At 71.2% G+C, this 22,147-nt stretch carries 18 protein-coding genes; 9 read left to right on the forward strand and 9 right to left on the reverse strand.

The window, feature by feature from the left end; all coding sequences use genetic code 11:
- The 4 genes from FIF60_RS19605 to FIF60_RS19620 form a co-directional block, all read left to right on the forward strand.
- A partial coding sequence (locus tag FIF60_RS19605; protein ID WP_144299983.1) for an acetyl-CoA carboxylase biotin carboxyl carrier protein occupies positions 1–350 on the forward strand: 350 nt, incomplete at its 5' end.
- A gap of 19 nt (positions 351–369) precedes the next feature.
- Positions 370–1,716: an acetyl-CoA carboxylase biotin carboxylase subunit gene (accC, locus tag FIF60_RS19610; RefSeq protein ID WP_144299984.1), complete on the forward strand. Its 1,347-nt coding sequence runs from the start codon at positions 370–372 to the stop codon at positions 1,714–1,716.
- A gap of 36 nt (positions 1,717–1,752) precedes the next feature.
- Entirely contained in the window at positions 1,753–2,424 is a 672-nt protein-coding gene (gene aat / locus FIF60_RS19615; protein ID WP_144299985.1) for a leucyl/phenylalanyl-tRNA--protein transferase, read from the forward strand.
- An 86-nt stretch (positions 2,425–2,510) separates the two neighbouring features.
- Positions 2,511–3,098 (forward strand): DUF4412 domain-containing protein, encoded by a 588-nt coding sequence (locus tag FIF60_RS19620; protein WP_144299986.1) that lies wholly within the window; start codon positions 2,511–2,513, stop codon positions 3,096–3,098.
- Between the two features lie 62 nt (positions 3,099–3,160).
- Here the strand turns inward: FIF60_RS19620 and FIF60_RS19625 are convergent, their stop codons facing one another.
- The 3 genes from FIF60_RS19625 to FIF60_RS19635 form a co-directional block, all read right to left on the reverse strand.
- The gene (locus FIF60_RS19625) at positions 3,161–3,838 is read right to left on the reverse strand and encodes a PEP-CTERM sorting domain-containing protein (RefSeq protein ID WP_144299987.1); all 678 of its coding nucleotides are present in this window, start codon (positions 3,836–3,838) and stop codon (positions 3,161–3,163) included.
- Positions 3,839–4,003: 165 nt separating this feature from the next.
- Positions 4,004–4,441: a tellurite resistance TerB family protein gene (locus FIF60_RS19630; protein ID WP_144299988.1), complete on the reverse strand. Its 438-nt coding sequence runs from the start codon at positions 4,439–4,441 to the stop codon at positions 4,004–4,006.
- Between the two features lie 51 nt (positions 4,442–4,492).
- On the reverse strand, positions 4,493–7,285 hold the full coding sequence (locus FIF60_RS19635) for an ATP-dependent DNA helicase (protein ID WP_144299989.1): 2,793 nt from the start codon (positions 7,283–7,285) through the stop codon (positions 4,493–4,495).
- A 53-nt stretch (positions 7,286–7,338) separates the two neighbouring features.
- On the opposite strand from FIF60_RS19635, the gene FIF60_RS19640 reads away from it, so the two are divergent.
- Together FIF60_RS19640 and FIF60_RS19645 are read left to right on the forward strand one after the other, a co-directional pair.
- Positions 7,339–8,937 carry a lysine--tRNA ligase gene (locus FIF60_RS19640; RefSeq protein ID WP_144299990.1) on the forward strand — a complete coding sequence of 533 codons (1,599 nt, stop codon included), beginning with the start codon at positions 7,339–7,341 and terminating at the stop codon, positions 8,935–8,937.
- Between the two features lie 74 nt (positions 8,938–9,011).
- On the forward strand, positions 9,012–11,033 hold the full coding sequence (locus FIF60_RS19645) for a phosphatidylglycerol lysyltransferase domain-containing protein (RefSeq protein ID WP_144299991.1): 2,022 nt from the start codon (positions 9,012–9,014) through the stop codon (positions 11,031–11,033).
- Positions 11,034–11,136: 103 nt separating this feature from the next.
- Here FIF60_RS19645 and FIF60_RS19650 read toward each other — a convergent pair whose 3' ends face one another.
- Both FIF60_RS19650 and FIF60_RS19655 read right to left on the reverse strand, forming a co-directional pair.
- Positions 11,137–11,784 carry a S24 family peptidase gene (locus tag FIF60_RS19650; protein WP_144299992.1) on the reverse strand — a complete coding sequence of 216 codons (648 nt, stop codon included), beginning with the start codon at positions 11,782–11,784 and terminating at the stop codon, positions 11,137–11,139.
- Between the two features lie 153 nt (positions 11,785–11,937).
- Positions 11,938–12,168 carry a hypothetical protein gene (locus tag FIF60_RS19655; protein ID WP_144299993.1) on the reverse strand — a complete coding sequence of 77 codons (231 nt, stop codon included), beginning with the start codon at positions 12,166–12,168 and terminating at the stop codon, positions 11,938–11,940.
- A 66-nt stretch (positions 12,169–12,234) separates the two neighbouring features.
- Here FIF60_RS19655 and FIF60_RS19660 point away from each other — a divergent pair, with 66 nt between their 5' ends.
- Both FIF60_RS19660 and FIF60_RS19665 read left to right on the forward strand, forming a co-directional pair.
- A complete protein-coding gene (locus FIF60_RS19660) occupies positions 12,235–12,567 on the forward strand; it encodes a hypothetical protein (protein WP_144299994.1) in 333 nt (110 codons plus the stop codon).
- A 7-nt stretch (positions 12,568–12,574) separates the two neighbouring features.
- On the forward strand, positions 12,575–13,069 hold the full coding sequence (locus FIF60_RS19665) for a cell wall hydrolase (RefSeq protein ID WP_144299995.1): 495 nt from the start codon (positions 12,575–12,577) through the stop codon (positions 13,067–13,069).
- On the opposite strand, the gene FIF60_RS19670 is transcribed toward FIF60_RS19665, so the two are convergent.
- From FIF60_RS19670 to FIF60_RS19680, 3 genes are all read right to left on the reverse strand, one after another.
- Complete coding sequence (locus FIF60_RS19670; RefSeq protein ID WP_144299996.1) at positions 13,070–14,725, reverse strand: GMC family oxidoreductase; 1,656 nt, start codon at positions 14,723–14,725, stop codon at positions 13,070–13,072.
- Between the two features lie 65 nt (positions 14,726–14,790).
- Positions 14,791–16,071, reverse strand: a complete 1,281-nt coding sequence (locus FIF60_RS19675; RefSeq protein WP_239451726.1) for an MFS transporter — start codon at positions 16,069–16,071, stop codon at positions 14,791–14,793.
- Positions 16,068–20,768 carry an NAD-glutamate dehydrogenase gene (locus tag FIF60_RS19680; protein WP_158639315.1) on the reverse strand — a complete coding sequence of 1,567 codons (4,701 nt, stop codon included), beginning with the start codon at positions 20,766–20,768 and terminating at the stop codon, positions 16,068–16,070. The genes FIF60_RS19675 and FIF60_RS19680 overlap by 4 nt, the downstream gene beginning before the upstream one ends.
- Before the next feature lie 256 nt (positions 20,769–21,024).
- Here FIF60_RS19680 and FIF60_RS19685 point away from each other — a divergent pair, with 256 nt between their 5' ends.
- The gene (locus FIF60_RS19685) at positions 21,025–21,645 is read left to right on the forward strand and encodes a Tat pathway signal protein (RefSeq protein ID WP_144299999.1); all 621 of its coding nucleotides are present in this window, start codon (positions 21,025–21,027) and stop codon (positions 21,643–21,645) included.
- A 39-nt stretch (positions 21,646–21,684) separates the two neighbouring features.
- Here FIF60_RS19685 and FIF60_RS21765 read toward each other — a convergent pair.
- On the reverse strand, positions 21,685–22,147 hold a 463-nt coding region (locus FIF60_RS21765; RefSeq protein ID WP_204251260.1), incomplete at its 5' end, for a hypothetical protein.

The raw sequence follows: 22,147 nt of genomic DNA on the forward strand, positions 1-22,147 counted from the left end.
GCCGCGGCGGCCAGGCCACGCAGGTGATCGCCGCGCAGGCCGCCCCCGCCGCCGCGCCCGGGTCGGCCCAGGCGGCCGCCGCTGCGGCAGGCGAGCCGTCCTTCGACGCCTCCCACCCCGGCGCCGTCACCTCGCCGATGGTCGGCGTCGCCTATCTCTCGCCCGAGCCGAACGCAGCGCCCTTCGTGAAGCCGGGAGACCGCGTGGCGGCTGGCCAGACCCTGCTTCTCATCGAGGCGATGAAGACCTTCAACCAGATCAAGTCGCCGCGCTCCGGCACGGTGACGCGCATCCTCGTCGAGCCCGGTTCGCCGGTCGAGTACGGCGAGGTGCTGATGCTCGTCGAGTGAGCGGGAACCGGGCCGGGGCATGTTCGGCAAGGTCCTGATCGCCAATCGCGGCGAGATCGCGCTGCGCATCCACCGCGCCTGCCAGGAGATGGGCGTGCGCACGGTGGCGGTGCATTCGACGGCGGACGCCAACGCCATGCATGTCCGCCTCGCCGACGAGAGCGTCTGCATCGGTCCGCCGCCCGCGCGCGACAGCTACCTAAACGTCCCGGCGATCCTCTCCGCGGCGGCGATCACGGGCGCGGACGCGATCCATCCCGGCTACGGGTTCCTCTCCGAGAACGCCGAGTTCGCCGAGATCGTCGAGGCACACGGCATCGCCTTCATCGGGCCCTCGCCGTCCCACATCCGGATGATGGGCGACAAGATCGAGGCCAAGCGCACCATGGCGCGGCTCGGCGTTCCGCTCGTCCCCGGCTCGGACGGCGAGGTCACGTCCGTCGAGGAGGCGGAGGCCACGGCGCGGCGCATCGGCTTCCCGGTTCTGATCAAGGCCGCGGCCGGGGGCGGCGGGCGCGGCATGAAGGTCGCGCGGCGCGTCGAGGAGGTGGGCGAGGCCTATCGCGTCGCCCGCGCCGAGGCGAAGGCCGCCTTCGGCAACGACGCCGTGTACATGGAGAAGTATCTCGACCGGCCGCGGCATATCGAGCTGCAGGTGCTGGCGGATACCTACGGCAATGTCGTGCATTTCGGCGAGCGCGACTGCTCGCTGCAGCGCCGCCACCAGAAGCTCGTCGAGGAGGCTGGCAGCCCCGCGCTCGACGCCGCGGCGCGCGATGCGCTCGGTGCGCGGGTGACGAAGGCGCTCGCGGAGATCGGGTACCGCAACGCCGGCACGCTCGAGTTCCTCTGGCAGGACGGGCAGTTCGCCTTCATCGAGATGAACACCAGGCTGCAGGTCGAGCATCCCGTCACGGAGATGGTCTGCGGCATCGACCTCGTGCGCGAGCAGGTGCGGATCGCGGCCGGCCAGAAGCTCGGCTATGGCCAGGAGGAAGTGCGGTTCGACGGCCACGCCATCGAGTGCCGTATCACCGCAGAGGACCCCGACACGTTCATGCCGACGCCGGGGCGGGTGCACGCCTATCACGCACCGGGTGGCCTCGGCGTGCGCGTCGACAGCGCGCTCTACGCCGGCTACTCGGTGCCGCCGCACTACGACAGTCTCGTCGCCAAGCTCGTCGTGCACGGCACGACGCGGCCGCAGGCGCTCGCGCGGCTGAAGCGCGCGCTCGACGAGTTCGTCATCGACGGGATCAGCACCACGCTGCCGCTGCATCGCCGGATCGCCGAGGACCCCGAGTTCGCCGCAGGCGACTACACGATCCACTGGCTCGAGCGCTTCGTCGCGCGCGGGGCCGCATGACGCGGGGCTGCGTGACGCGGGTCTGGCGGCGCTGACATGGCGCGACGGGAGCCGGGCGAAACGACCGTCACGCCCGAGCTCGTCCTGCGCGCCTATCGCGCCGGCCTCTTTCCGATGGCCGAGCGGCGCAACGCCGAGCGGCTCTACTGGCTCGACCCGGACCGGCGCGGCGTGCAGCCGCTCGATGCCTTCCACCTGCCGCGGCGGCTCGCGCGCACGGTCCTGTCCGGCGCCTTCGAGGTGCGCTGCGACGGCGCCTTCTCCGAGGTGCTCGCCGGCTGCGCCGAATCGACGGAGGACCGGCCGGAGACGTGGATCAACACCGACATCGAGCGGCTGTTCGGCGCGCTGCACGCGATGGGCTATGCCCACAGCGTCGAATGCTGGCGGGACGGACGGCTCGTGGGCGGCCTCTACGGCGTCGCGCTCGGCGGGGCGTTCTTCGGCGAGAGCATGTTCAGCCGCGAGCGCGACGCCTCGAAGGTCGCGCTCGTGCACCTCGTGGTGCGGCTGCGCCTCGGCGGGTTCGTCCTGCTCGACACGCAGTTCGTGACCGACCATCTCGCCCGGTTCGGCGCCATCGAGGTACCGCGGCTGGAGTATCGGCGCCTGCTCGCCGAGGCGGTCGAGCTGCCTGCCGTGTTCCGCCGCGACATCACACCCGAGCAGCTCCGGGCGGAGCTTGCACGGATGAAGGCCGAGCGCTGAGCCCCCCGCCCGGGGCCGCCCGCGTTGACCCGGGCAGAGGCAGGCAGGCAGGCTCGGGCATCACCCACGCTGCCGGAGCGACCACCATGCGCCAACGTATTCTCGCCACCACCGCGGCGGCCCTTCTCTGCCAGGCTCTGCCCGCCCCCGCTTCTGCCCAGCAGAAGCAGCCGACGCGCGACTTCGCCATCACCTACCGCGTCGAAAGCCAGGGCAACTCGGCGGAGATGCGCCTGTTCCACAGCGCCACGACCCGCCGCCAACGCGTCGAGATGGCCGATGCCGGGATGGTGATGATCCAGGACATCGGCAACGGTCGGGCCATGATCCTGAACGAGCAGGCGCGCATGGCGATGGAGCTCCCCTCCCCCAGCCTGCGCCAGCAGATGCTCGCGATCCCCGACGACATGTCGCTCAGCCGCACCGGCACCGCGACCGTTCTCGGCCACCGCTGCACCGTGTATCGCGGTACGCAGAACGGCGCCGACCGCGGCACGGTGTGCCTGACGGACGAGGGCGTCATGCTGAAGGCCGACATGCGGCTTCAAGACAAGGGCGGTACGATGGAGGCGACAGCGCTGACCCTTGGCGCGCAGCCGGACACGCTGTTCACCGTTCCCGAAGGCTGGCAGAGGATGCAGATGCCGCAGGGGCAGCCGCCGCAGCGGCGATGAGGCGACGCTTTCCCCGGCCGGGGTGACCGGCCGGGGAGGCAGGCAACGTCAGGCTGGCAGCGTCAGGCGCGGAAGCGGCGCGCCGCAGCGAGGCCGAGCAGCCCGGAACCGAGGAGCACAAGCGACAGCGGCTCGGGCACCCCCACGGGCGGGTTGCCGGCGATGATGTAGACCTGGTCGATCACCACGTCCTTCGCCGGGAAGCCGTTCGTGTTGAAGACGAACTCGACGAGATAGTTCCCGCCGGCGAGGTCAGTGGAACCGGCGAAGGTCTGCCAAGTCGTCACCGGCCCGTCGGACACCGCGTAGCTCGCGAGCTGCACCGACGCGACGACGCCGCTGAACGTCGCATCATAGAAGTTCGCGTAGCCGTTCGCCGGCGCATAGGCCGAGAAGCCGATCTGGTACGTGCCCGCCGCGAGCGGGCCGACGATCTGCGACAGCGACTGGTTGGTCGCGAAATCCGACACGAAGTAGGCCGCGCGCGCGCCCACAGGGTCGGGCGAGTTGGTCGGCGCATTGTTCGGCGGAACCGCCTCGCCGAACGCGCCCGTCGGGTAGCCGGAGGCGCTGTTGTAGAAGATCGCGACGGGCGGGAAGCCCTGCGAATCCGATCCGCCGATCGTCCAGCCCACCAGGCCGTTCTCGAAACTGCCGTTGACCACGAAATTCGCGGACGCCGTACCGGCAGTGAAGCTTGCAGCGACAACTCCCGCCGCAACCACCTTGAAGAATGACATCGCTCCCCCTCCTCACGGCGCTGATTGGGCGCCTGGGAGGGTGGCAAGCAATGCCGGTGCCAGACTGACAAGCCTTTGATCGGGGCCGATTTCGCTGAGGTCGACCTCACATCCCCGTGTGCAGTGTCAAGAAAGTCGACAGCTCTGGGCAGCCGTCCGGGCCGCTCAGGCCACCCGCCCGTAGCGGGCGCGGGCGCCGCGCTCGATGGCAGCGGCGACGAGCCGCTCGACACCAAGGCGATGGCGCATCAGCTCGAGAAGCCGAAGCTCCTCCTGCGTCGCATGGCCGTCCGAGGCGACGACGTCGCAGGCGAAGGCATAGGCCGTCTCGCAGAGCGCGGGCGTGAGCGCCTCGTCGATCATCGCAAAGGCGGTGTCGAGCCCGTCCTGCTTGTCGAGCACCTTCACGCAGCGCTCCGCCACGCCCGGCAGCGTCGCCTGGTCGAAGCCCACGAAGGCCGGAAGCGTCGTGACGATGCGGCCGATCGTCTTCAGCTCGCGGTCGGTCATCGTGTTGTCGGAGGCCGAGACGAGCACCATGGCGAAGATCAGCGCCTCATGCGGTGTCAGGGCGGTCACGATGCTGTCTTTGCGCGTCGGCATGGCTCGGCTCTCCGGATGCTGCGAGGCTGATGCCCTGCGCAGGACCTTCCGTCAACGCGGCGCGAGGAAGGCCCGCACGTCCTCGACCGTCTCGGCGAGCCCGGCACGGCGAACCTCCACCCCCTCGGGGAGCACGGAGAGGATGCGGCTCGGCGCGCGGGAATCGAGCAGGACGAAGCAGCCGCGGTCCTCGGCGGAGCGGATCAGCCTGCCGAAGGCCTGGCGAAGCCGCGCGCGCGCGATCCGGTCATCCACCGCGCCTGGGCGACCGCCGCCGAAGCGCGCGCGCCGGGCACGGTGCAGGATAGTCGGGCGCGGCCAGGGCAGCCTGTCGAACACGATCAACCGAAGCGCGCGGCCGGGAACGTCCACACCGTCGCGCATCGCATCGGTGCCGAGCAGGCAGGCATCCTCCTCGGCCCGGAACACCTCGACGAGCGTGGCGTTGTCCATCGCGTCGACATGCTGGGCGAGCAGGTCGAGCCCCGCCTCCTCGAGCGCGGGTGCGATGCGGGCATGCACGTCGCGCAGCCGCGCGATCGCGGTGAAAAGGCCGAGCGCGCCGCCGCCGGAGGCGAGGAACAATGCGCGATAGGCAGCAGCCACCTGCGCTGCGTCGTTGCGGTTGACGTCCGTCACCACGAAGGCGCGCGTGGCCTTGGTATAGTCGAAGGGCGAGGGAACGGCGACGCGCATGGCCGGGGCGAGCAGGTGGATCGCGCCCGACGCTTCCTCCGCCGCCTGCCAGCGCGCCTCCTCGTCGGCCGCGCCGGAATCGCGCAGCGTCGCGGAGGTGACGAGCAGCCCATGCGCAGGCTCGGCGACCACGCGGGCGAAGGGGACGGTCGGGTCGACCCAGTGCCGTCGCATGCCGATATCGGCCTCGTGGCCGCCGCGATGGACGATCTCCAGCCAATCGACGAAACGCTCGCCCGGCCGCCCGCCCTCGGCGGAGCCTGACGCCACGGCGTTCAGCATCGCCCGCCAGGCGGTGAGCGGGTCGAGCGCGCGGCGGGAGAGGGAGCGGCCGAGGCTCTCGATCCTCTGGCGAACGGCGCTCTCGAGCTCCTCGGCATCGTCGTCGAGCCGCGCGGCGAGGCCCTCGCGCAAGCCCTCGAGCGGCGTGGCGATGCGCCCGAGCGCGCGCTCGAGGCGTTCGGCCGCCTCGGCGAGGCCGGGGATCATCGGCTCGACCTCCGCCTCCTCCACGCCTTGGGCGTCCTCCGCGCTGCGGCGTGCCTGCACCTGGCGGCGCACGAGGCGGAGGAAGGCCTCGGCGGCGTTCTCCTCGCCTGCCGCGAGCCCGCCGAGCTCCGGTCGCGCCTCCTCGCCGAGCCGCGTCAGCCAGCCAGGCGCGGGAAGCGCGCGGGCCGCCTCGAGCGCGGCATCGAGCAGGTGCGACAGCGGCGGATGCGCGGCGACGAGATCCTCCGCCCTGCGCCTGAGGCCCCTCGCCCGGCCGCGCCCGCCCTCGTTGCCGCGAAGCCAGCGGCGCAGCTCGGCCGTCTCTGCGCCGGACAGCGCCGCGGCGAACACGCTGTCGGCGGCATCGAACAGGTGGTGTCCCTCGTCGAACACGTAGCGAAGCGGAAGCCCCGTCTCGTCGAGCCCTCCCCACGCGGCCTGGACCATGACGAGGGCGTGGTTGGCGACGACGAGCTTCGCCGTGCGCGCCTCGCGGATGCCGCGTTCGATGAAGCAGCGCCGCCAATGCGGGCAGGCGGCGTGGATGCATTCCCCGCGACGGTCCGACAGGCCGAGCGTGTAGCCCCCGCCGAGAAGCTCGGGCATCCAGCCGGGAAGGTCGCCGCCCTGGAGGTCGCCATGCCTGGTCGCGGCCGCCCAGCGCGCCATGAGCCCGAGCGCGATCGTCGCCCCGCCGCTTCGGCTCGCGGCGTTCACCGCGTCCTCCAGGTTGAGCAGGCAGAGATAGTTCTCCCTGCCCTTGCGGATCGCGACATGCGCGCGCCGCTCGGCCTCGTCCGGCCAGAGGCGGGCGAGCTCAGCGTCGATCTGACGCTGCAGGTTGCGGGTGTAGGTGGAGAGCCAGACAGGGGCGCCGTTGCGCTCGGCCCAGAGGCTTGCAGGCGCGATATAGGCGGCCGTCTTGCCCGTGCCCGTCCCGGCCTCGGCCAGCACCACGCGCGGCACGCCGGGCGTGTCGCGCGGCGCGAATGCCTCGGTCGCGGCGGAGGCGAAGTCGCTCTGCCCCGGCCTGTCCTCGGCATCCGAACCGAGCAGCGCGGCGAGGCGTGACCGTGCCTCGGCCGGGGTGACGGGAAAGCTCGAGGGCGGCGGTGGGCGGGCCGTGTCCTCCCATTCGGGAAGCGCCTCCCACACCCTGAGCGCGCCGGAGGCTGCCTGCGCATCCGGCGCCCCGAGGGCGGCGAGAAGCGGCGCGGCCCAGGGCCAGCCCGCAGCGCCCATCAGCGCCGCGAGGGCCGGTGCGTCGCGGTTGGCGGGCGACGACCGGCTCGCGGCGGCGTTGCGGAGCAGGGCGGTCGCGATCACGGGCAGTGCGGCGGCGGCATCCTCGAGGCTGCGCGGCGGCTTGAGGCCGAGCGCCTCTGCCATGGCGCGCGGTGTCGGCACCACCTGCTCGGCGGGGCGGACGAAGGCCCAGAGCTCGAGCAGATCCGCCGCAGCGATGCCCTGGAGCCCGAGGCGCCTCGCCGTTGCCGGCGCGTGGCACACGATCGGCGGGGGCGAGGCGTTCAGACGCGCCCGGGCCGGGCCGGAGGCGAGCACAGCGAGCTCGCCATCGGAGCCGAGGAAGGCGGCGCGGCCGAACCCGGCGACGACGGAAGGCCCGTCAGGCAACAGAAGCCTCGGCGGCGCGTTCACCCAAGGCTCCCGCGATTGTTGACCCTGCAAAGGCCCCTACCTAGGTTGCGCCGATGACGAACCCCGTTCCGCACCAGCACGAGTGGCGCCAGGTCCGCGCCTGGCCGTTCGAGGAGGCCGCCCGCGTGGCCGACAGGCTGGCGGCGCGACCGAAAGCGGAGGCTCTGTTCGAAACCGGGTATGGTCCCTCCGGACTGCCGCATATCGGCACCTTCGGCGAAGTGGTCCGCACCACCATGGTGCGCAACGCCTTCCGCCGCCTCTCCCCCATCCCGACGCGGCTGATCGCCTTCTCCGACGACATGGACGGGCTGCGCAAGGTGCCCGACAACGTGCCGAACCGCGAGATGCTCGCGGCCCATCTCGGCCGGCCGCTGACGGCGGTGCCAGATCCGTTCGGCACCCACCCGAGCTTCGGCGAGCACAACAACGCGAGGCTCCGCGCCTTCCTCGACGCGTTCGGCTTCGGCTACGAGTTCGCCTCCTCGACCGAGTACTACCGGAGCGGCCGGTTCGACGCCGCGCTTACGCGCGTTCTCGAGCGCTACGACGAGGTGATCGCCGTCATCCTGCCCACGCTGGGCGAGGAGCGTCGGGCCACCTACTCGCCCTTCCTGCCCCTCTGCCCCCGCACGGGGCGGGTGATGCAGGTGCCTCTCGTCGAGCGCAAGCTCGATGCCGGCACCATCGTCTGGCGCGACGAGGAGACGGGCACGCTCGTCGAGACGCCGGTGACGGGCGGGCACTGCAAGCTGCAATGGAAGTGCGACTGGGCGATGCGCTGGTTCGCCCTCGGCATCGACTACGAGATGTCGGGCAAGGACCTGATCGACAGCGTGCGCCTCTCCTCGCGCATCTGCCGCATCCTCGGCTCCGAGCCGCCGGAGAGCTTCACGTACGAGCTGTTCCTCGACGAGAAGGGAGAGAAGATCTCGAAGTCGAAGGGCAACGGGCTTTCTGTCGAGCAGTGGCTGGAATACGCCCCGCCCGAGAGCCTGGCGCAGTTCATGTTCAACAAGCCGCAAGCGGCGAAACGGCTCTACTTCGATGCGATCCCCCGCACGGTCGACGAGTATCTTGCCCATGTCGAGAAGGCGCGCACCGAGGAGGAGCCCGCCGTCGCGGCAAACCCGGCCTGGCACATCCATGGCGGGCGCATCCCGAACGACGCCGGCAGCCCGCTCTCCTTCACCATGCTGCTGAACCTTGCCTCGGTGGTGAATGCCGAGACGCCGGCGATGATGTGGGGCTTCATCCGCCGCTACCGCGCCGATGCGAGCCCCGATGCCATGCCGCTGCTCGGCGTTCTCGTCGAGAAGGCGGTCGCCTACTACCGCGATTTCGTGCGCCCGGCGAAACGCTTCCGCGACCCGGACGCAACGGAGGCCGCAGCCTTGGCCGACCTCGCCGACCTTCTCGCGGCCATGCCCGAGGGGGCCGATGCGGCGGCGCTGCAGGACGTGGTGTTCGAGGCAGGCAAGCGACACTACCCGAAGGAGAAGCTGCGCGACTGGTTCGGCGCGCTCTATCAGGTCCTGCTCGGGCAGCAGGAAGGCCCGCGCTTCGGCGGCTTCGTGGCACTCTACGGCGTTGCCGAGACGGTGACGCTGATCCGCGGCGCGCTGGCGGGGGCCAAGTCCGATGTCGCCTGAGGCCACGGCACGCATGTGCGCCGCCGGCTGAGCACGCAGGGACCCCGAGGGGGGCGGGGCAACGCATGACGCGGATGCGGTCCATCACCCGCCACCTGCCGGCGGTGATCGGCGTCCTGCTGGTCATCGGCGCGCTCTACGTGGTGCAGCGCGAATTCGCCGCACTTCGCCTCGACGACGTGCTCGCGGCGATGGATGCGATTCCCGGCAGCGCGATCTGGCTCGCGATCGGCGTCACGATCGTCGCCTATCTCGTGCTGACCGTGTACGACGCGCTCGGCACGCGCTTCGTCGGCCACCCGCTCTCCTACGGTCGCATCGCGTTCGCGTCCTTCACGGCCTATGCGCTCGCCCACAACATCGGCTTCGCGACGCTCTCGGGTGCGGCGATCCGCTACCGACTCTACGTTCTCTGGGGCATGGCGCCGTTGCAGATCGCGGGTGTCGTCGCCTTCACCAGCCTGACCTTCGTGCTCGGCGGGCTCTGCCTCGGCGGGCTCGTGCTGCTGACCGTTCCGCATGCCGTTCCAGGTTTCGGCACCTGGATGCCGCGTCCGGTGATGTACGGCGTCGGCGTCGTCATGATCGCCCTCGTGGTCGCCTACGCAACGCTCGGCGCCGTGCGACGGCAGCCGATCCGCATCTACAAGACGGCCATCCCGCTGCCGGGGCTGCGCATGGCGGTGGCGCAGGCGCTGCTCGCCTCCGTCGACGTGGCGCTGACGGCGGCAATCTTCTACGTGCTCCTGCCCGATGCGCCGGGCCTCACCTTCCTGGTGTTCCTGGCCGTCTACGTCACCGGCTACACGGCGGCGATGGCAAGCCACGTGCCGGGCGGCATCGGCGTGTTCGACACCACGATCCTGGTCGGGCTCGCGCCGTATCTCGAGCCTGCGACGATCGTCGGTGCGCTGCTCGTGTTCCGGCTGCTCTACTATATCCTGCCGCTGTTCCTCGCAGGCGGCCTGTTCGCGACCAACGAGGTGCTTCTGCGGCGCGTTGCGGTGTCGCGCGCGCTCGTCACCACCTCGCGCTGGGGCGACCCGTTCGTCGTACCCGTCCTCGCCGCCGCGGTGACGCTGGCGGGGCTCATGATGCTGTTCCTCGGCACGCTACCGCCGGTGGAGGCCACCGTCGCGATCGCCTCCCGCAACGTCGCCTCGCCGCCCGGCCCGCTCGTGCAGATCTCCTACTTCGCTGCCTCGGTGATCGGCGCGGGCCTTCTCGTCGTCGCCTACGGGCTTTGGCGGCGCGTCACCATGGCCTGGGCCACCGTGCTGGCTCTGCTCGTGCTCGGCGCGGCAACGGCGGTGGTGAAGGGGCACGGCATGGCGGTGCCCATCGTGCTGATCGGCATCGCCGCTGCCGTCGCGCCGTTCCGGCGGAACTTCTACCGCGACACCCGGCTCGTGCGCGAACCCTTCACCGGCGGCTGGCTCGCCGCCATCGCGAGCCTGACCGCGTGCACGCTCACGCTTGCGCTGTTCGCCCATCTCCGCCGCGACTGGACGAACGATACCTGGTGGCATGTCGTGCTCGACTCCGACGCGCCCTGGACGATGCGGGCGACGATCGCGCTCGGCGTCGTGCTTCTGCTCGTCGCGCTCTACCGCCTGCTGCGGCCTGCGCGCATTCCCGTTGTGCCGTTCGAGGGTGCCGCCGCGGCGCGCTTCATCACCGCGATGCCGGACATCCGCATGGAGGCGGACGGCATCGTGTTCGGCGAGGATGGCCGGGCAGGCATCGCCTTCCGGAGGCTCGACGGAATCTGGCTCGCGCTCGGCGATCCCGTCGGCGAGGAGGATGACCGCATCTCGGCGATCTGGCGGTTCCGCGACCTGTGCGAGCAGGAGGGGGTGGACCCGGCGTTCTGGCGTGTCGGGCCGGAACTGCTCGGCGTCTACGGCGATATCGGGCTCACCGCCTTCCCGCTTTCGGCCGACGATGCGCTCGCGCCAGAGGTTGCCGGCGATACGCCCCCGGCAGAGCACTACATGGTCTGCAAGGCCGAGCGTGACCTCGTGAAGCTCCTGCCGCTCGTGCCGATGTTCGCCGCCCGCACCGTGCGCCGCGGGGAGCCCGCCCGGGCAGTCTGACCCGCGGTCGGAAACGTCGGAGCATTCGCTGCCGGGAGTCTGGCACCGCGGTTTCCGACGCCCCAGGAATATCCTTGGGCCAGTAGAAGGGCCGGATGGCCTCCTACTGGCTGGCCCAGATGATTCGGGCGATCCAATTCACCTCGTCGATGTCGAAGCCGCGATCGGGGAAGGCTGGGTTGAGCGAGGCAAGCTCGATCCGGCGCGCGGAACGCCGGACGAGCTCCTTGGCCAGGACCTCGCCCTCGTTCGTGCGCACCACCACCCTGTCGCCCCGCCGCGTCGGCGCGGCGGGCGAGACGATGACGATGTCGCCGTCGCGGTACACCGGCTCCATCGAGTCCCCGGAGATCTCGACGGCATAGGCATGCGGGTCGGCCACCGACGGAAGGTCGATCTCGTCCCATGAACCGCCGACGGGGTAGCCCGCCTCATCAAAGTACCCCTCCGCCCCGGCCTGGGCGAGGCCGATCAGGGGAATGCGCCGCTGCGGCGCGGCCGAGGCGCGGCGCGGCGCGACGGCATTGCCGGTAATTAGCTCGGTCAGGCGCTCGAGCGGGGCGCCGACCGCGTCGAGAACCTTCGAGACGCTCTCGGTGGAGGGCCAGCGCGGCTTGCCCTCGCCGGTCAGGCGCTTCGACTTGTTGAAGGTCGTGGGGTCGAGCCCGGCCTTCCGGGCGAGGCCGGAAGCGGTCAGGCCGTGCTCGGCGGCGAGCGCGTCGAGGGCGCGCCAGATGTCGTCGTGTCGCATGTTAGGCACATCATCCTACTGCTGTGCGACTAGACAATCATCTTCCGCACAGGCTCGGGATCCATTGATGGTTTCGAGTGATGCGGGGCGGTGTGATGCTGGGTAGCGCGTGCTTTCATGATGGAATGCCCCATCAACACGGGTCCAAATACTTCAGGCCGTGACCGGCTCGGCCAGCTTCAGGATCTCGCTGCGGTGGCGCGCAAGCCCGGCGGCGGTCAGCTCGAACCGGCCGTCGGGCCGGCAGGTGCAGAAACCCATGCCCTCGAGCCGGACGAGGCACGGCCCGTCCTTCAGGCCGGGCGGCCTGCCGACCGGGCCCGCGGCCTTGAGCCGGTTCAGCGCCGACCGGCAGCAGGTTTCGAGATAGGGCTCGTTCCACATCGCCCTTCGATATCGCCGCCCCGCGCGGTGCATGCAACCCCCGGACACAGCGAAAGGTAGCCGCCCATGCCGCCCCCCGGCATCGATCTCACTTGGTGGATCTCGGTGATCGAGATTGCGATGCTCGCCGCCCTCTTCAAGCTGATGTGGGACATCAAGAAGGACCTGATGGCCCGGATCGAGCAGATGGACATGCGCCACACCGAGAGCGCGGCGCGGCTGCGCGACGACCTCGCAGCGTTCAAGCTCGAGGTGGCGCGCGGCTACGTGCCGATGCAGATGATGCGCGAGACCGACCGGCGCCTCTCGATGCAGCTCATGCGCATCGAGGAGAAGCTCGACATGGTCATGCCGCAGCGCGCCCGCTCCCGCATCCCGACAGACGACTATCACGGGTGAGGCGCCGATGACCCAGGGCAATGGGCGTCCGGCCGGCCAGGGCCTGCCCTCGAGCGCGGTCGAGCGCGCGCGCTACGCCGCGTCGGTCGAGGCGCTCGCCCGGGCGCTCGCAGCGACCGCCGGGGGAGAGACGGTGCGTGCGATCGAGGCGCTCGCCTCCGTCGTGGTCAACCGGATGGAAGCCGCACGCGCGCGGCGCGCGCCGCCCCAGTGGGGCGTCGAGCTCGGCGCGGCCGTCCGCGCCTCGGGCCTTGCCACGGCGGATGCGGTGTCGGTGCAGGAGACGAGGCTGCTCGCCGCCTGCCGTCGCATCGCCGCGCGGGCCGCCTCGGGCGCTCTGCCTGACCCGACGGGCGGGGCGGTGTTCTGGAACCGCACCGGAACGCGCCGGCCGGAGGAGGCTGAGGGCGGGCCGGGCGTGCGCATCGGCGGCTTCGTGTTCCGCCGCGCCGCCGCCACACCGCCGCGCGCCGCCCAGGGCTGGACCGACGCCGAGCCGTGATCAGGCCGCCGCGCTCGCCTCCTCGTCGGTCGCGTCGCGGCCGCGGATCAGATCGGCCCCCTTCTCGGCGATGGCGAGCGTCGTGGCATAGGTGTTGGCAGACGTCATCGACGGCATGATCGAGGCATCGACGACGCGAAGCCCCTCCATCCCGTGCACGCGGAGGCGGTCGTCGACCACCGCGGTCGCGTCGGTCGCCGGTCCCATCCGGGCGGTGCCGATCAGGTGATACGTCGTCACGCCGTTGCGCTTGGCGAAATCCATCAGCTCGTCGTCGCTCTGCACCTGGGGGCCGGGCAGCGTCTCGCGATCGACGAAGGGCGCGAGCTCGGGCGTCTGCAGCAGGCGGCGGATCAGCTTCATCCCGCCGAGATGCACGCGCTGGTCCATCGGGTCGGAAAGGTAGTTCGGCTGGATCTCGGGGTCCTCGAACACGTCCTTCGAGCGTGCGCGCACCCAGCCCGTGCTCTCCGGCCTGTGCTGCCAGGCGCCCGCCGTCATGCCCGGATAGTCGTCGAGCACGTAGACCGCCCCCTCCTTGTAGCTGCCGGGCGTGAACACGCATTGCAGGTCGGGCTGGTCGAGCCCCTCGAAGGATTTCCAGAAGAGGTGAACGTGCGAGGGGGTGGTGGCGAGGATCGAGGGCCGCCCCGTTGCCCAGGCGGCGATCTGGCCGAGCAGGCTCGTTCCGCGCGAGAGTTCGTTCAGCGTCGCCACCCCCGGCTTGGCGCGGACGACGAAGCGCGAGGCGAAATGGTCGCGGAAGTTCTCGCCCACGCCGCGGAGCTCATGCACCACCGGCACGCCGAGCGTCTGCAACAGCCGCGCCGGACCGACGCCGGAGAGCTGCAGGAGCCGCGCGGTGTTCACCGTTCCGGCCGAGACGATCACCTCGCGCCTTGCCCGCACCACGCGCCCCTCCGCGCCGCGCGCGGCGATGTAGCGCACGCCGACGGCGCGCTTGCCCTCGAACAGGATCGCCTCCGCACGCGCATTGGTGCGCACGTCGATCCGCCCGCGCGACATGGCGGGCTTGAGATAGGCGCGATAGGCGGAGATGCGCCGCCCGCGCCGGATGGTGCGCTGGTAGTAGCCGACGCCGGCCTGGTCTCCGCTGTTGTAGTCGGGATTGCGGGGAATGCCCGCAGCCACGCAGCCGGCGATGAACGCCTCCGACACCGGGTTCAGCCAGTCCATCGCCGTGACGGGGATGCCGCCGTCTCGGCCACGCTTCTCGTCCTCGCCGATGCCGATGCAGGTCTCGCTGCGGCGGTAGTAGCGCAGCATGTCGGCATAGCCCCATCCTCGGTTGCCGCGCTGCGCCCATGAATCGAGGTCGCCTGGCTGGCCCCTGTTGTAGATCATGCCGTTGATCGAGGAGGAGCCGCCGAGCGTGCGGCCCTGCGTCGTCGAGATCCGCCGGCCCGCGGTCATCTCTGTCGGCTCGGTCTTGAACTGCCAGCTCACGCCCGGGTCGAAGATCGTCTTGATGAAACCGGCCGGGATGTGGATGTAGGGGTTGCGGTCGGGCGGCCCCGCCTCGAGCACGCAGACGGTGACGCCCGGGTCCTCCGTCAGCCGCGCGGCGAGAACAGAGCCTGCGGCGCCCGAACCGATGATCACATAGTCGAACGTGTCGCCGCCGTAGCCGGCCATCCGCATCCTCCCTTGCACACCGGCTTGGAGCCTAGCGCGACCTGCGCGCCTGCCAAGGCCGCGCGTCACCGGCCCGGTTCGCGCACCGTCCAGAGCAGCGCCGCGCCGCCGGCGAGGAAGACCAGGATCGTCGCCATCCCCGCGCGCTGGCTTGCGAACGCGGCCGTCGCCGCGGCAAGCACGGCGGGCCCGATGAAGGACACGGCCCGGCCCGTGAGCGCGAACAGCCCGTAATACTCGCCGAGCTTGTCCTTCGGCGCGAGGCGGCCCATCAGCGTCCGGCTCGCCGCCTGCGCCGGGCCGAAGAAGAGGCCGAGCGGCAGCGCGAGCGCCCAGAACGCAGACACGCTCGTGACGAACAGCAGCGCCGCGCCGATCACCATCAGCGAGACAACCGACACGAGCACGACGTTGCGTGAGCCGAACCGGTCATCGGCGAAGGCGAACAGCGCCGCCCCAAGCCCGGCGGTGACGTTGATGGCGATGCCGAGCTGGATCACCTCCTGCGTGTCCATCCCGAACGTGCCGGCGGCGTAGATCGCGCCGAAGGCGAACAGCGTGTTCAGCCCCTCCGCGTAGAGAAGCCGCGCGATCAGGAAGCGCGTGATCACAGGCTGGGAGCGGAGCTCGGGCAGCACGCGGATGATCGCGCCGATGCCCTCCCGCACCGCCTGCACGATCCCCACACCCGTCGGCCTGTCGCCCGGCACGACGAGAAGCAATGGCAGGGCGAAACCCGCGTACCAGAGTGCGACCAGAACCGAGGTCGCCCGCACCGCCTCGGCGTTGCCCGACGAAAGCCCGAAGGGAGGCGGATCGGCCTGGATCAGCGCGAGGCAGGCCAGCAGGCAGAACAGCCCTCCGACATAGCCGAGCCCCCATCCCCAGCCCGAGACCCGCCCGATCATCGCCTGCGGCGCGAGAACGGGCAGCATCGCGTTGTAGAAGACGGTGCCGAGCTCAAAGGCCAGCGTGCCGAGGACGACGAGCACGAGCCCGCGCAGCATGAAGGCCGGATCGGGCTCGACCGTCCACAGCGCGGCCGCGGCGATGGCGGCAAGAACGGTGAAGCCTGCGAGCCATCGCCGCTGCCCTCCCGTGCGATCGGCGATGGCGCCGAACACGGGCGAGAGCAGCCCGACGAGAAGCCCCGACACCGCCATCGCCACGCCCCAGCGCGAGGCCCCCGTCACCGGATCGGGTGCGACGCCCTGGGTGAAGTAGGTCGCGAACACGAACGTGCCGATGACGGTCGGGTAGGCGCTGTTCGCCCAGTCATAGAAGCACCAGGCGGCGATACGCCACGGCCGCGCGGGCGTGCGCGGTGCCTCGTCTTCCTCCCTCACGCGACCGCGCGCAGCGCGTGGACCGCGACGAGGATCTGGGCGAGCCCCGGCGCCTCGGACGAGAGTGCCGCGAGGCATCGCTCCGCCTCGATCCAGGCAGAGCCTGCGTCCCGCTTCAGCGCAGCGGCCCGATCCTCCCCGCCATGCGCGAGAAGCGCGACGGTCAGCCGCCGCTGCATCGCGCCCATGTCGGCAGAGAGAAGCGCCAACGCGCGCGCCGAAGCGGGGTCTGCCGCGGCGACGGCGGCGGCTGCCGAGCGGAGAGCATCGAGGCCGAAGCCGCGTCCCGCCTCCGCCCAGGCCTCGACCACCGCCTCCGGTGCTGCGCCGGATTCGCCCATCGCGAGGGCCGCCTCGAGAAGTGCGTCGCCCGGCGCATCGGGCCAGGCGAGGCGGAGCGACCCCGCTGGACCGGCCGAACGCGCGACGGCGTCCGTCACGCTTCCCTCACGCGCCATCGCGCCGCTGCGCAGGAACCAGGCCGCGGCCGCCTCCTGCGTTCGCCGCCAGGCGAGCTCGGTGGCGTAACGGTTCTCCGCGCCGGGCGATGGCGGCTGGCGCGTCGCCCACAGCTCCGCGAGCCCAAGCACCTCGCGCGCCACCAGCGCGGCCCGCGCCGCCGTCGCGGCCGGCACGCCCTCCGCGATGCGCCCGAACGCGGCAAGCCCCATCCGGTCGAGCAGGTCGTTGGCGAGAAGCATCGCAAGCAGCTCGCGCCGGAGCGGATGGGCGAGAACGGCGGCGCGGAACCGCGTATCGATCGCATCGGGGAAGTAGGCGAGCAGGTCACGCTCGAAGGCCGGATCGTCTGGCAGCGACGAGTCGAGAAGCGCGTCCGTCAGCCACAGCTTGGCGTGGCTGAGCAGCACGACGACCTCGGGGCGGACGAGCCCGGTGCGGCCGCGATGGGCGAGCACGGTGCGGTCAGGCAGGCCGGAGACGGCACGATCGAGAAAGCCCTCCGTCTCGAGCCGCGACATCAGCGCGGCATGCGCTGGGCCCGCCGCTGCGCCCTCGGCAAGCTCGAGCGACACGGCGAGCGCCTGGCGCGCGTTCGTCGCGAGCACATGCGCGACCACGTCCTCCGTCACCTGCTGCAGGAGCTGGTCGCGCTGCTTGCCGGTCAGGTCGCCCTCGCGCACGAGTCCGTCGAGCAGGATCTTCAGGTTCACCTCATGGTCGGAGGTGTCGACGCCGGCGGAGTTGTGCAGGCTGTCGGTGTCGAGCCTGACGCCGGCGAGCGCGGCCTCGATGCGGCCGGCCTGGGTGACGCCGAGATTGGCGCCCTCGCCGAGCACGCGCGCGCGCAGCTCCCGCCCATTCACCCGGATCGCGTCATTGGCGCGGTCGCCCACGTCGGCCGCCGTTTCGCCCGCCGCCTTCACGAAGGTGCCGATGCCGCCGAAATAGAGGATGTCGACCTCCATCTTCAGGATGGCATGCATCACCTGCTCCGGCGTCGCGCGCTCGTCGGCGAGGCCGAGCATCGCGCGCGCCTCGGCGGACAGCGTGACGGTCTTGGCGCTGCGGGCGAACACCGCTCCGCCCTTCGACAGCTTCGTCGCGTCATAGTCGGCCCATGACGAACGCGGCAGCGCAAAAAGCCGTTCCCGCTCGGCGAAGGACACCGCGGCGTCGGGGTCGGGGTCGAGGAAGACGTGGCGATGGTCGAACGCGGCGCGGAGCCTGAGCGTGCGCGACAGGAGCATGCCGTTGCCGAACACGTCTCCCGACATGTCGCCCACGCCAACGACCGAGATCGGGTCGCGCTGCAGGTCGAGCCCGGCCTCGGCGAGATGCAGCGCGATCGCCTCGAACGCGCCGCGCGCGGTGACGCCGAGGCCCTTGTGGTCGTAGCCCTTCGAGCCGCCGGAGGCGAAGGCATCGCCCAGCCAGAAGCCACGCTCGAGCGCGATGCCGTTGGCGATGTCGCTGAAGGTCGCCGTGCCCTTGTCGGCGGCGGCGACGATGTATGGGTCATCGCCATCCTGGCGGACGACGCGCGCGGGCGGGACGATTCCCGACGTGGTGCGGTTGTCGGTCAGCGTCAGCATCGAGCCGATGAGCTGGCGGTAGCAGGCGATGCCCTCGGCGAGCAGCGCCTCGCGGTCCTTCGCCGGCTCGCCCGTGGGCACGGGCGGGCGCTTGAGGATGAAGCCACCCTTCGCGCCCGTTGGTACGATGACGGCGTTCTTCAGCGTCTGCGCCTTCATCAGCCCGAGCACCTCGGTGCGGAAATCCTCGCGCCTGTCCGACCAGCGGATGCCGCCGCGCGCGACCGCGCCGGCGCGCAGATGCACCGCCTCGACGCGCGGGCCGTGCACCCAGATCTCGGCGAACGGCACCGGCTTCGGCACCTCGCCCGCGCGGCGCGGGTCGAGCTTGAAGGCGATCGTGGGCGAGGACGGATCGACGAAGGCGCTGGTGCGCAGCACCGCGTCCATCGCCTGCTTCATGCGGGTCAGGATCCGGTCGCGGTCCGGGTCGGCGATCGCGTCGAGCTGCGACGCCCAGGCGCCTGCGAGCATCGCCTCGGCATCGCCGTCCCGCTTTCCGTCCGGGTCGAACCGAAGGCGGAACAGCTCGACAAGCGTGCGCGTCGCGTCCGGCTCTGCCGAGAGCGCGTCCTCGACAGCGCCCTGGCTGAACCCGAACCCGACCTGCTTCAGCCAGCGATAGAGCGCCCGCAACACCCAGGCATCGCGCCAGGACACACCCGCGCGCAGAACGAGCCGGTTGAACTGGTCGGGCTCCGCCCGGCCGTCCCACAGTGCCTCGAGCGCCTCAGCCAGAAGCGGGATTGCCGCAGGCGCCGGCATCGCACGGTCGGTCGTCTCGAGATGGAACTCATGCAGCATCACCTCCGGCACGCCGATGCCCGAGGGGCGGAGATGATGCGGCACCTCCTCGATGGCGCGGAAGGCGAGGCATTCGATGAGCGGCAGGATGTCGGAGAGCGGGACAGGCCCGTTCGGGTGCGCGATTCGCAGCGTCAGCGCGTGTTCGGCCTGGCCCGTGCGGCGCGACAGTGCGAGCGCAAGCCCACCCTTGGCGATCGCCGCCTCCGCCAGGGAAATGTCCGCCATCGCCTCCGACGCGGTGCGCGCCTGCGCGTAGCCCGGGGGGAAGGCATCGGCCCAGGCGCCGACGACGGCAAGTCCCCCCGCCTCGCCGTGCTCGGCGACCAGCGCCTCGGCGAGCCGGTCGCGGAAGCTTCGCGCCGCTTCGGCGAGCGCGCGTTCGAGCGCGCGGAGATCGACGCGCGGCACCTCGCCCGGGACCGTGGCGACGATGTAATGCACGCGCGCGAGCGGTCCGTCGCCGATCTGCACGTAGTTGGTGGAGAGCCGCCCTCCATACGCCGCCGCGATCAGGTCGCCGATCGTCTGGCGAAGCCGCGTGTCCATCCTGTCGCGCGGCACGAAGACGATCGCCGAGACGAAGCGCTCGAACCGGTCGGGACGCACGAACAGCGCGACGCGCTGACGCTCCTGCAGCGCGAGCATCCCCCTCGCCGCGCCGAGCAGCTCCTCCGCGGAGGCCTGGAACAGCTCGTCGCGCGGATAGGTCTCGAGGATGTTCGAGAGCCTCCGCCCGTCATGCGTCGCGGGGTCGACGCCGGCCGCGGCGAGCACTGCGGCGACCTTCTCGCGCAGATAGGGGATCGAACGCGGGTTGCGGTTATAGGCGTTCGAGGCGAACAGCCCGACGAAGAGATGCACCGCCTCGACCGAACCATCGGCGCGCGACTGCTTGAGGATCACCACGTCGCAATGCTGCGGCCGGTGCACGGTCGCGCGCATGTTGGCCTTCGCCACGGTCAGCGGCGCGGCCTCGCGGAAATAGCTGCGCATCGCCGCGGGGATGGCGGCGGGGTCGCGCAGCACGTCGAACACGGGGAGCGAGGCATCGCGCAGAAGGCCGAGATTGGCCTCCGGCGCGGGCTGCGGCGTGCCGCCCTCGCCGACATCGAGGCGCCGATAGCCGAGCAGGACGAAGTTCTCCTCCGCCATCCAGGCGATGAAGTCGCGCGCGATGCGGATCTCCTCCGACGTTCCGCCGGTGAGCGTCTCGCCCATCTCCGCGAGACGCGCGCGCATGGAAGGCCAGTCGGCCACCGCGAGGCGGACATCGGCCATCGCCCGCTTCAGCGCCGCCGCCATCGCGGCGAGGCCCGCAGCGTCGGCGATCTGCGCGATCTCGACCTGCATCATGCTTTCGCGCGGCGCATCCTCTCCCGCCGCCGCGCCGAAGGCGACGAGCCTGCCCTCGCCGTCGCGCCGCACCGGAACGATCGGGTGGACGACGAGATGCACGGTGCGCTCGAGCCTGGCGCAGGCCGCGAGCACGCTGTCCACCAGGAAGGGCATGTCGTCGGTCACGATCTCGGCAACCGAGTGCGGCGAGCGCCAGCCCTCCGCCTCGGGCCGTGGGTTCAGGACGCGCACCTTCGCCACGCCTGGCGCGCGGGTGCGGGCGGTCTCGAGAAGCGAGAGCGCGCTGCCGGCAAGGTCCTCCGGCGTGTGGGCGGCGAGATCGTCGTCAGCGATGCCTTCGGCCCAGAGCCCGAGGAAGGCGACGGCCTCCTCCGCCGCACCTTGGCCGAGCCTGCGGCGCAGCAGCGTCGCCGCGGCCGCGAGAAGAACGTCGCGTTCGGTGCGCGGCGCCGAGCCGCGCTCTGGACCGTCATTCGCCACGTGCGTTTCCACCCCTCATGCCGGCGATGCGAAATGGCCCTCCGCGCCAAGGGATGGCCTCGGCGCGGCGGGCAACCTCGCGGTTACGATCGAAGCCTAGCATGCCGCGCGGCGTCGTGGCGTCCGCCCTCGCCGGGCGGGCACGCACGCGCCTCGCGCGGCTTGGCGGCCTGGGCGCGGGGGCGTATTGATTTGCATCTGAGGGTGCGTGGCGAAGCCGCGCGACTTGCGCCGCACTCAGCGGCAGGAGGGAACGATGCTTCGGCGGTTCATTCTGGGTGCCTTGGTGGCCTTGGCGGGCCTCGCGTCCGCTCCTGCTGAGGCGCAGCAGAACCCCGATTTCTGGATCGTGAACAACTCCGGCCGCACGATCACGGAGGTTTACGTGTCCTCCTCCGCAGTGAACAACTGGGGGCAGGACAGGCTCGGCCAGAACGTCTTGAACAGCGGCATGCGATTCGCGATCCGCCCGCCGCGCGACGGGACCTGCGTGTTCGACATCCGCGTCGTCTACACCGACGGCACGGCAGAGGAGCGCAGGCGCCTCAACACCTGCAACGCCTCCGAGGTTGTGTTCACCTCGCAGGGTTCCGTCGCGCGCGGAGCGCCGCAGGCGCCTGGTCCCAACCCCAACTTCCGCCTCGTGAACCGCTCGGGGCGGACGATCGTGGAGGTCTATGTCTCCTCGTCGAACGATCAGAACTGGGGGCCGGACAGGCTTGGCCAGAACGTGCTCGGCGCGGGGCAGAGCATGATCGTGACGCTGCCGCGCGACGGCAACTGCGTGTTCGACATGCGCGTGGTGTACGACAACAGCACCGCGACGGAACGGCGCCGCGTGAACACCTGCACCATCACCGAGGTGACGTTCCCCTGACGGCGCCGGCCTGCCCGGCGATCAGGCAGGCCAGACCCATCACGCGGGCCTGAGCGTCTGGCCTGCCTGTTCGGACGCTGGCACCACCGCGATCGCCGCCGTGACGGCATGGGCAAGCAGACCGGCGGCGCGGGAGGTCGCTCCAGCCTTCGCCTTCGCCGTCTCGAGCAGAACACCGACGGCATCGTGGTCGAGATCCTCGCGCAGCGCCGCCTCGCGCAGCGCCGTCTCGGCCTCGTCCTGCGCGAGCGCGGCCGCTTCCGCTGCCGAGGCGGCCGCCTCGACGGAGGCGCGTGCGGGCGGGTCTGCCTTGGCGAGACGGCTCGCCCAATCCTCCGGCAGCGGCGCGCGAAGCGCGTCGGGCAGGGCGGCGACGAGCGCGACCAGCGGGTCGGCCGGGGTTGCGGCAGCAGCCATCAGGGAGGGCGGCAGCAGCGGCTCGGCCGCCTCGGCGAAGCCGAGCACCGCCTCCTCGCGCTCGGCCGTCGGCAGCGCGCCGCCG

Source organism: Elioraea rosea (assembly GCF_007644105.1).
Classification (GTDB): domain Bacteria; phylum Pseudomonadota; class Alphaproteobacteria; order Acetobacterales; family Acetobacteraceae; genus Elioraea_A; species Elioraea_A rosea.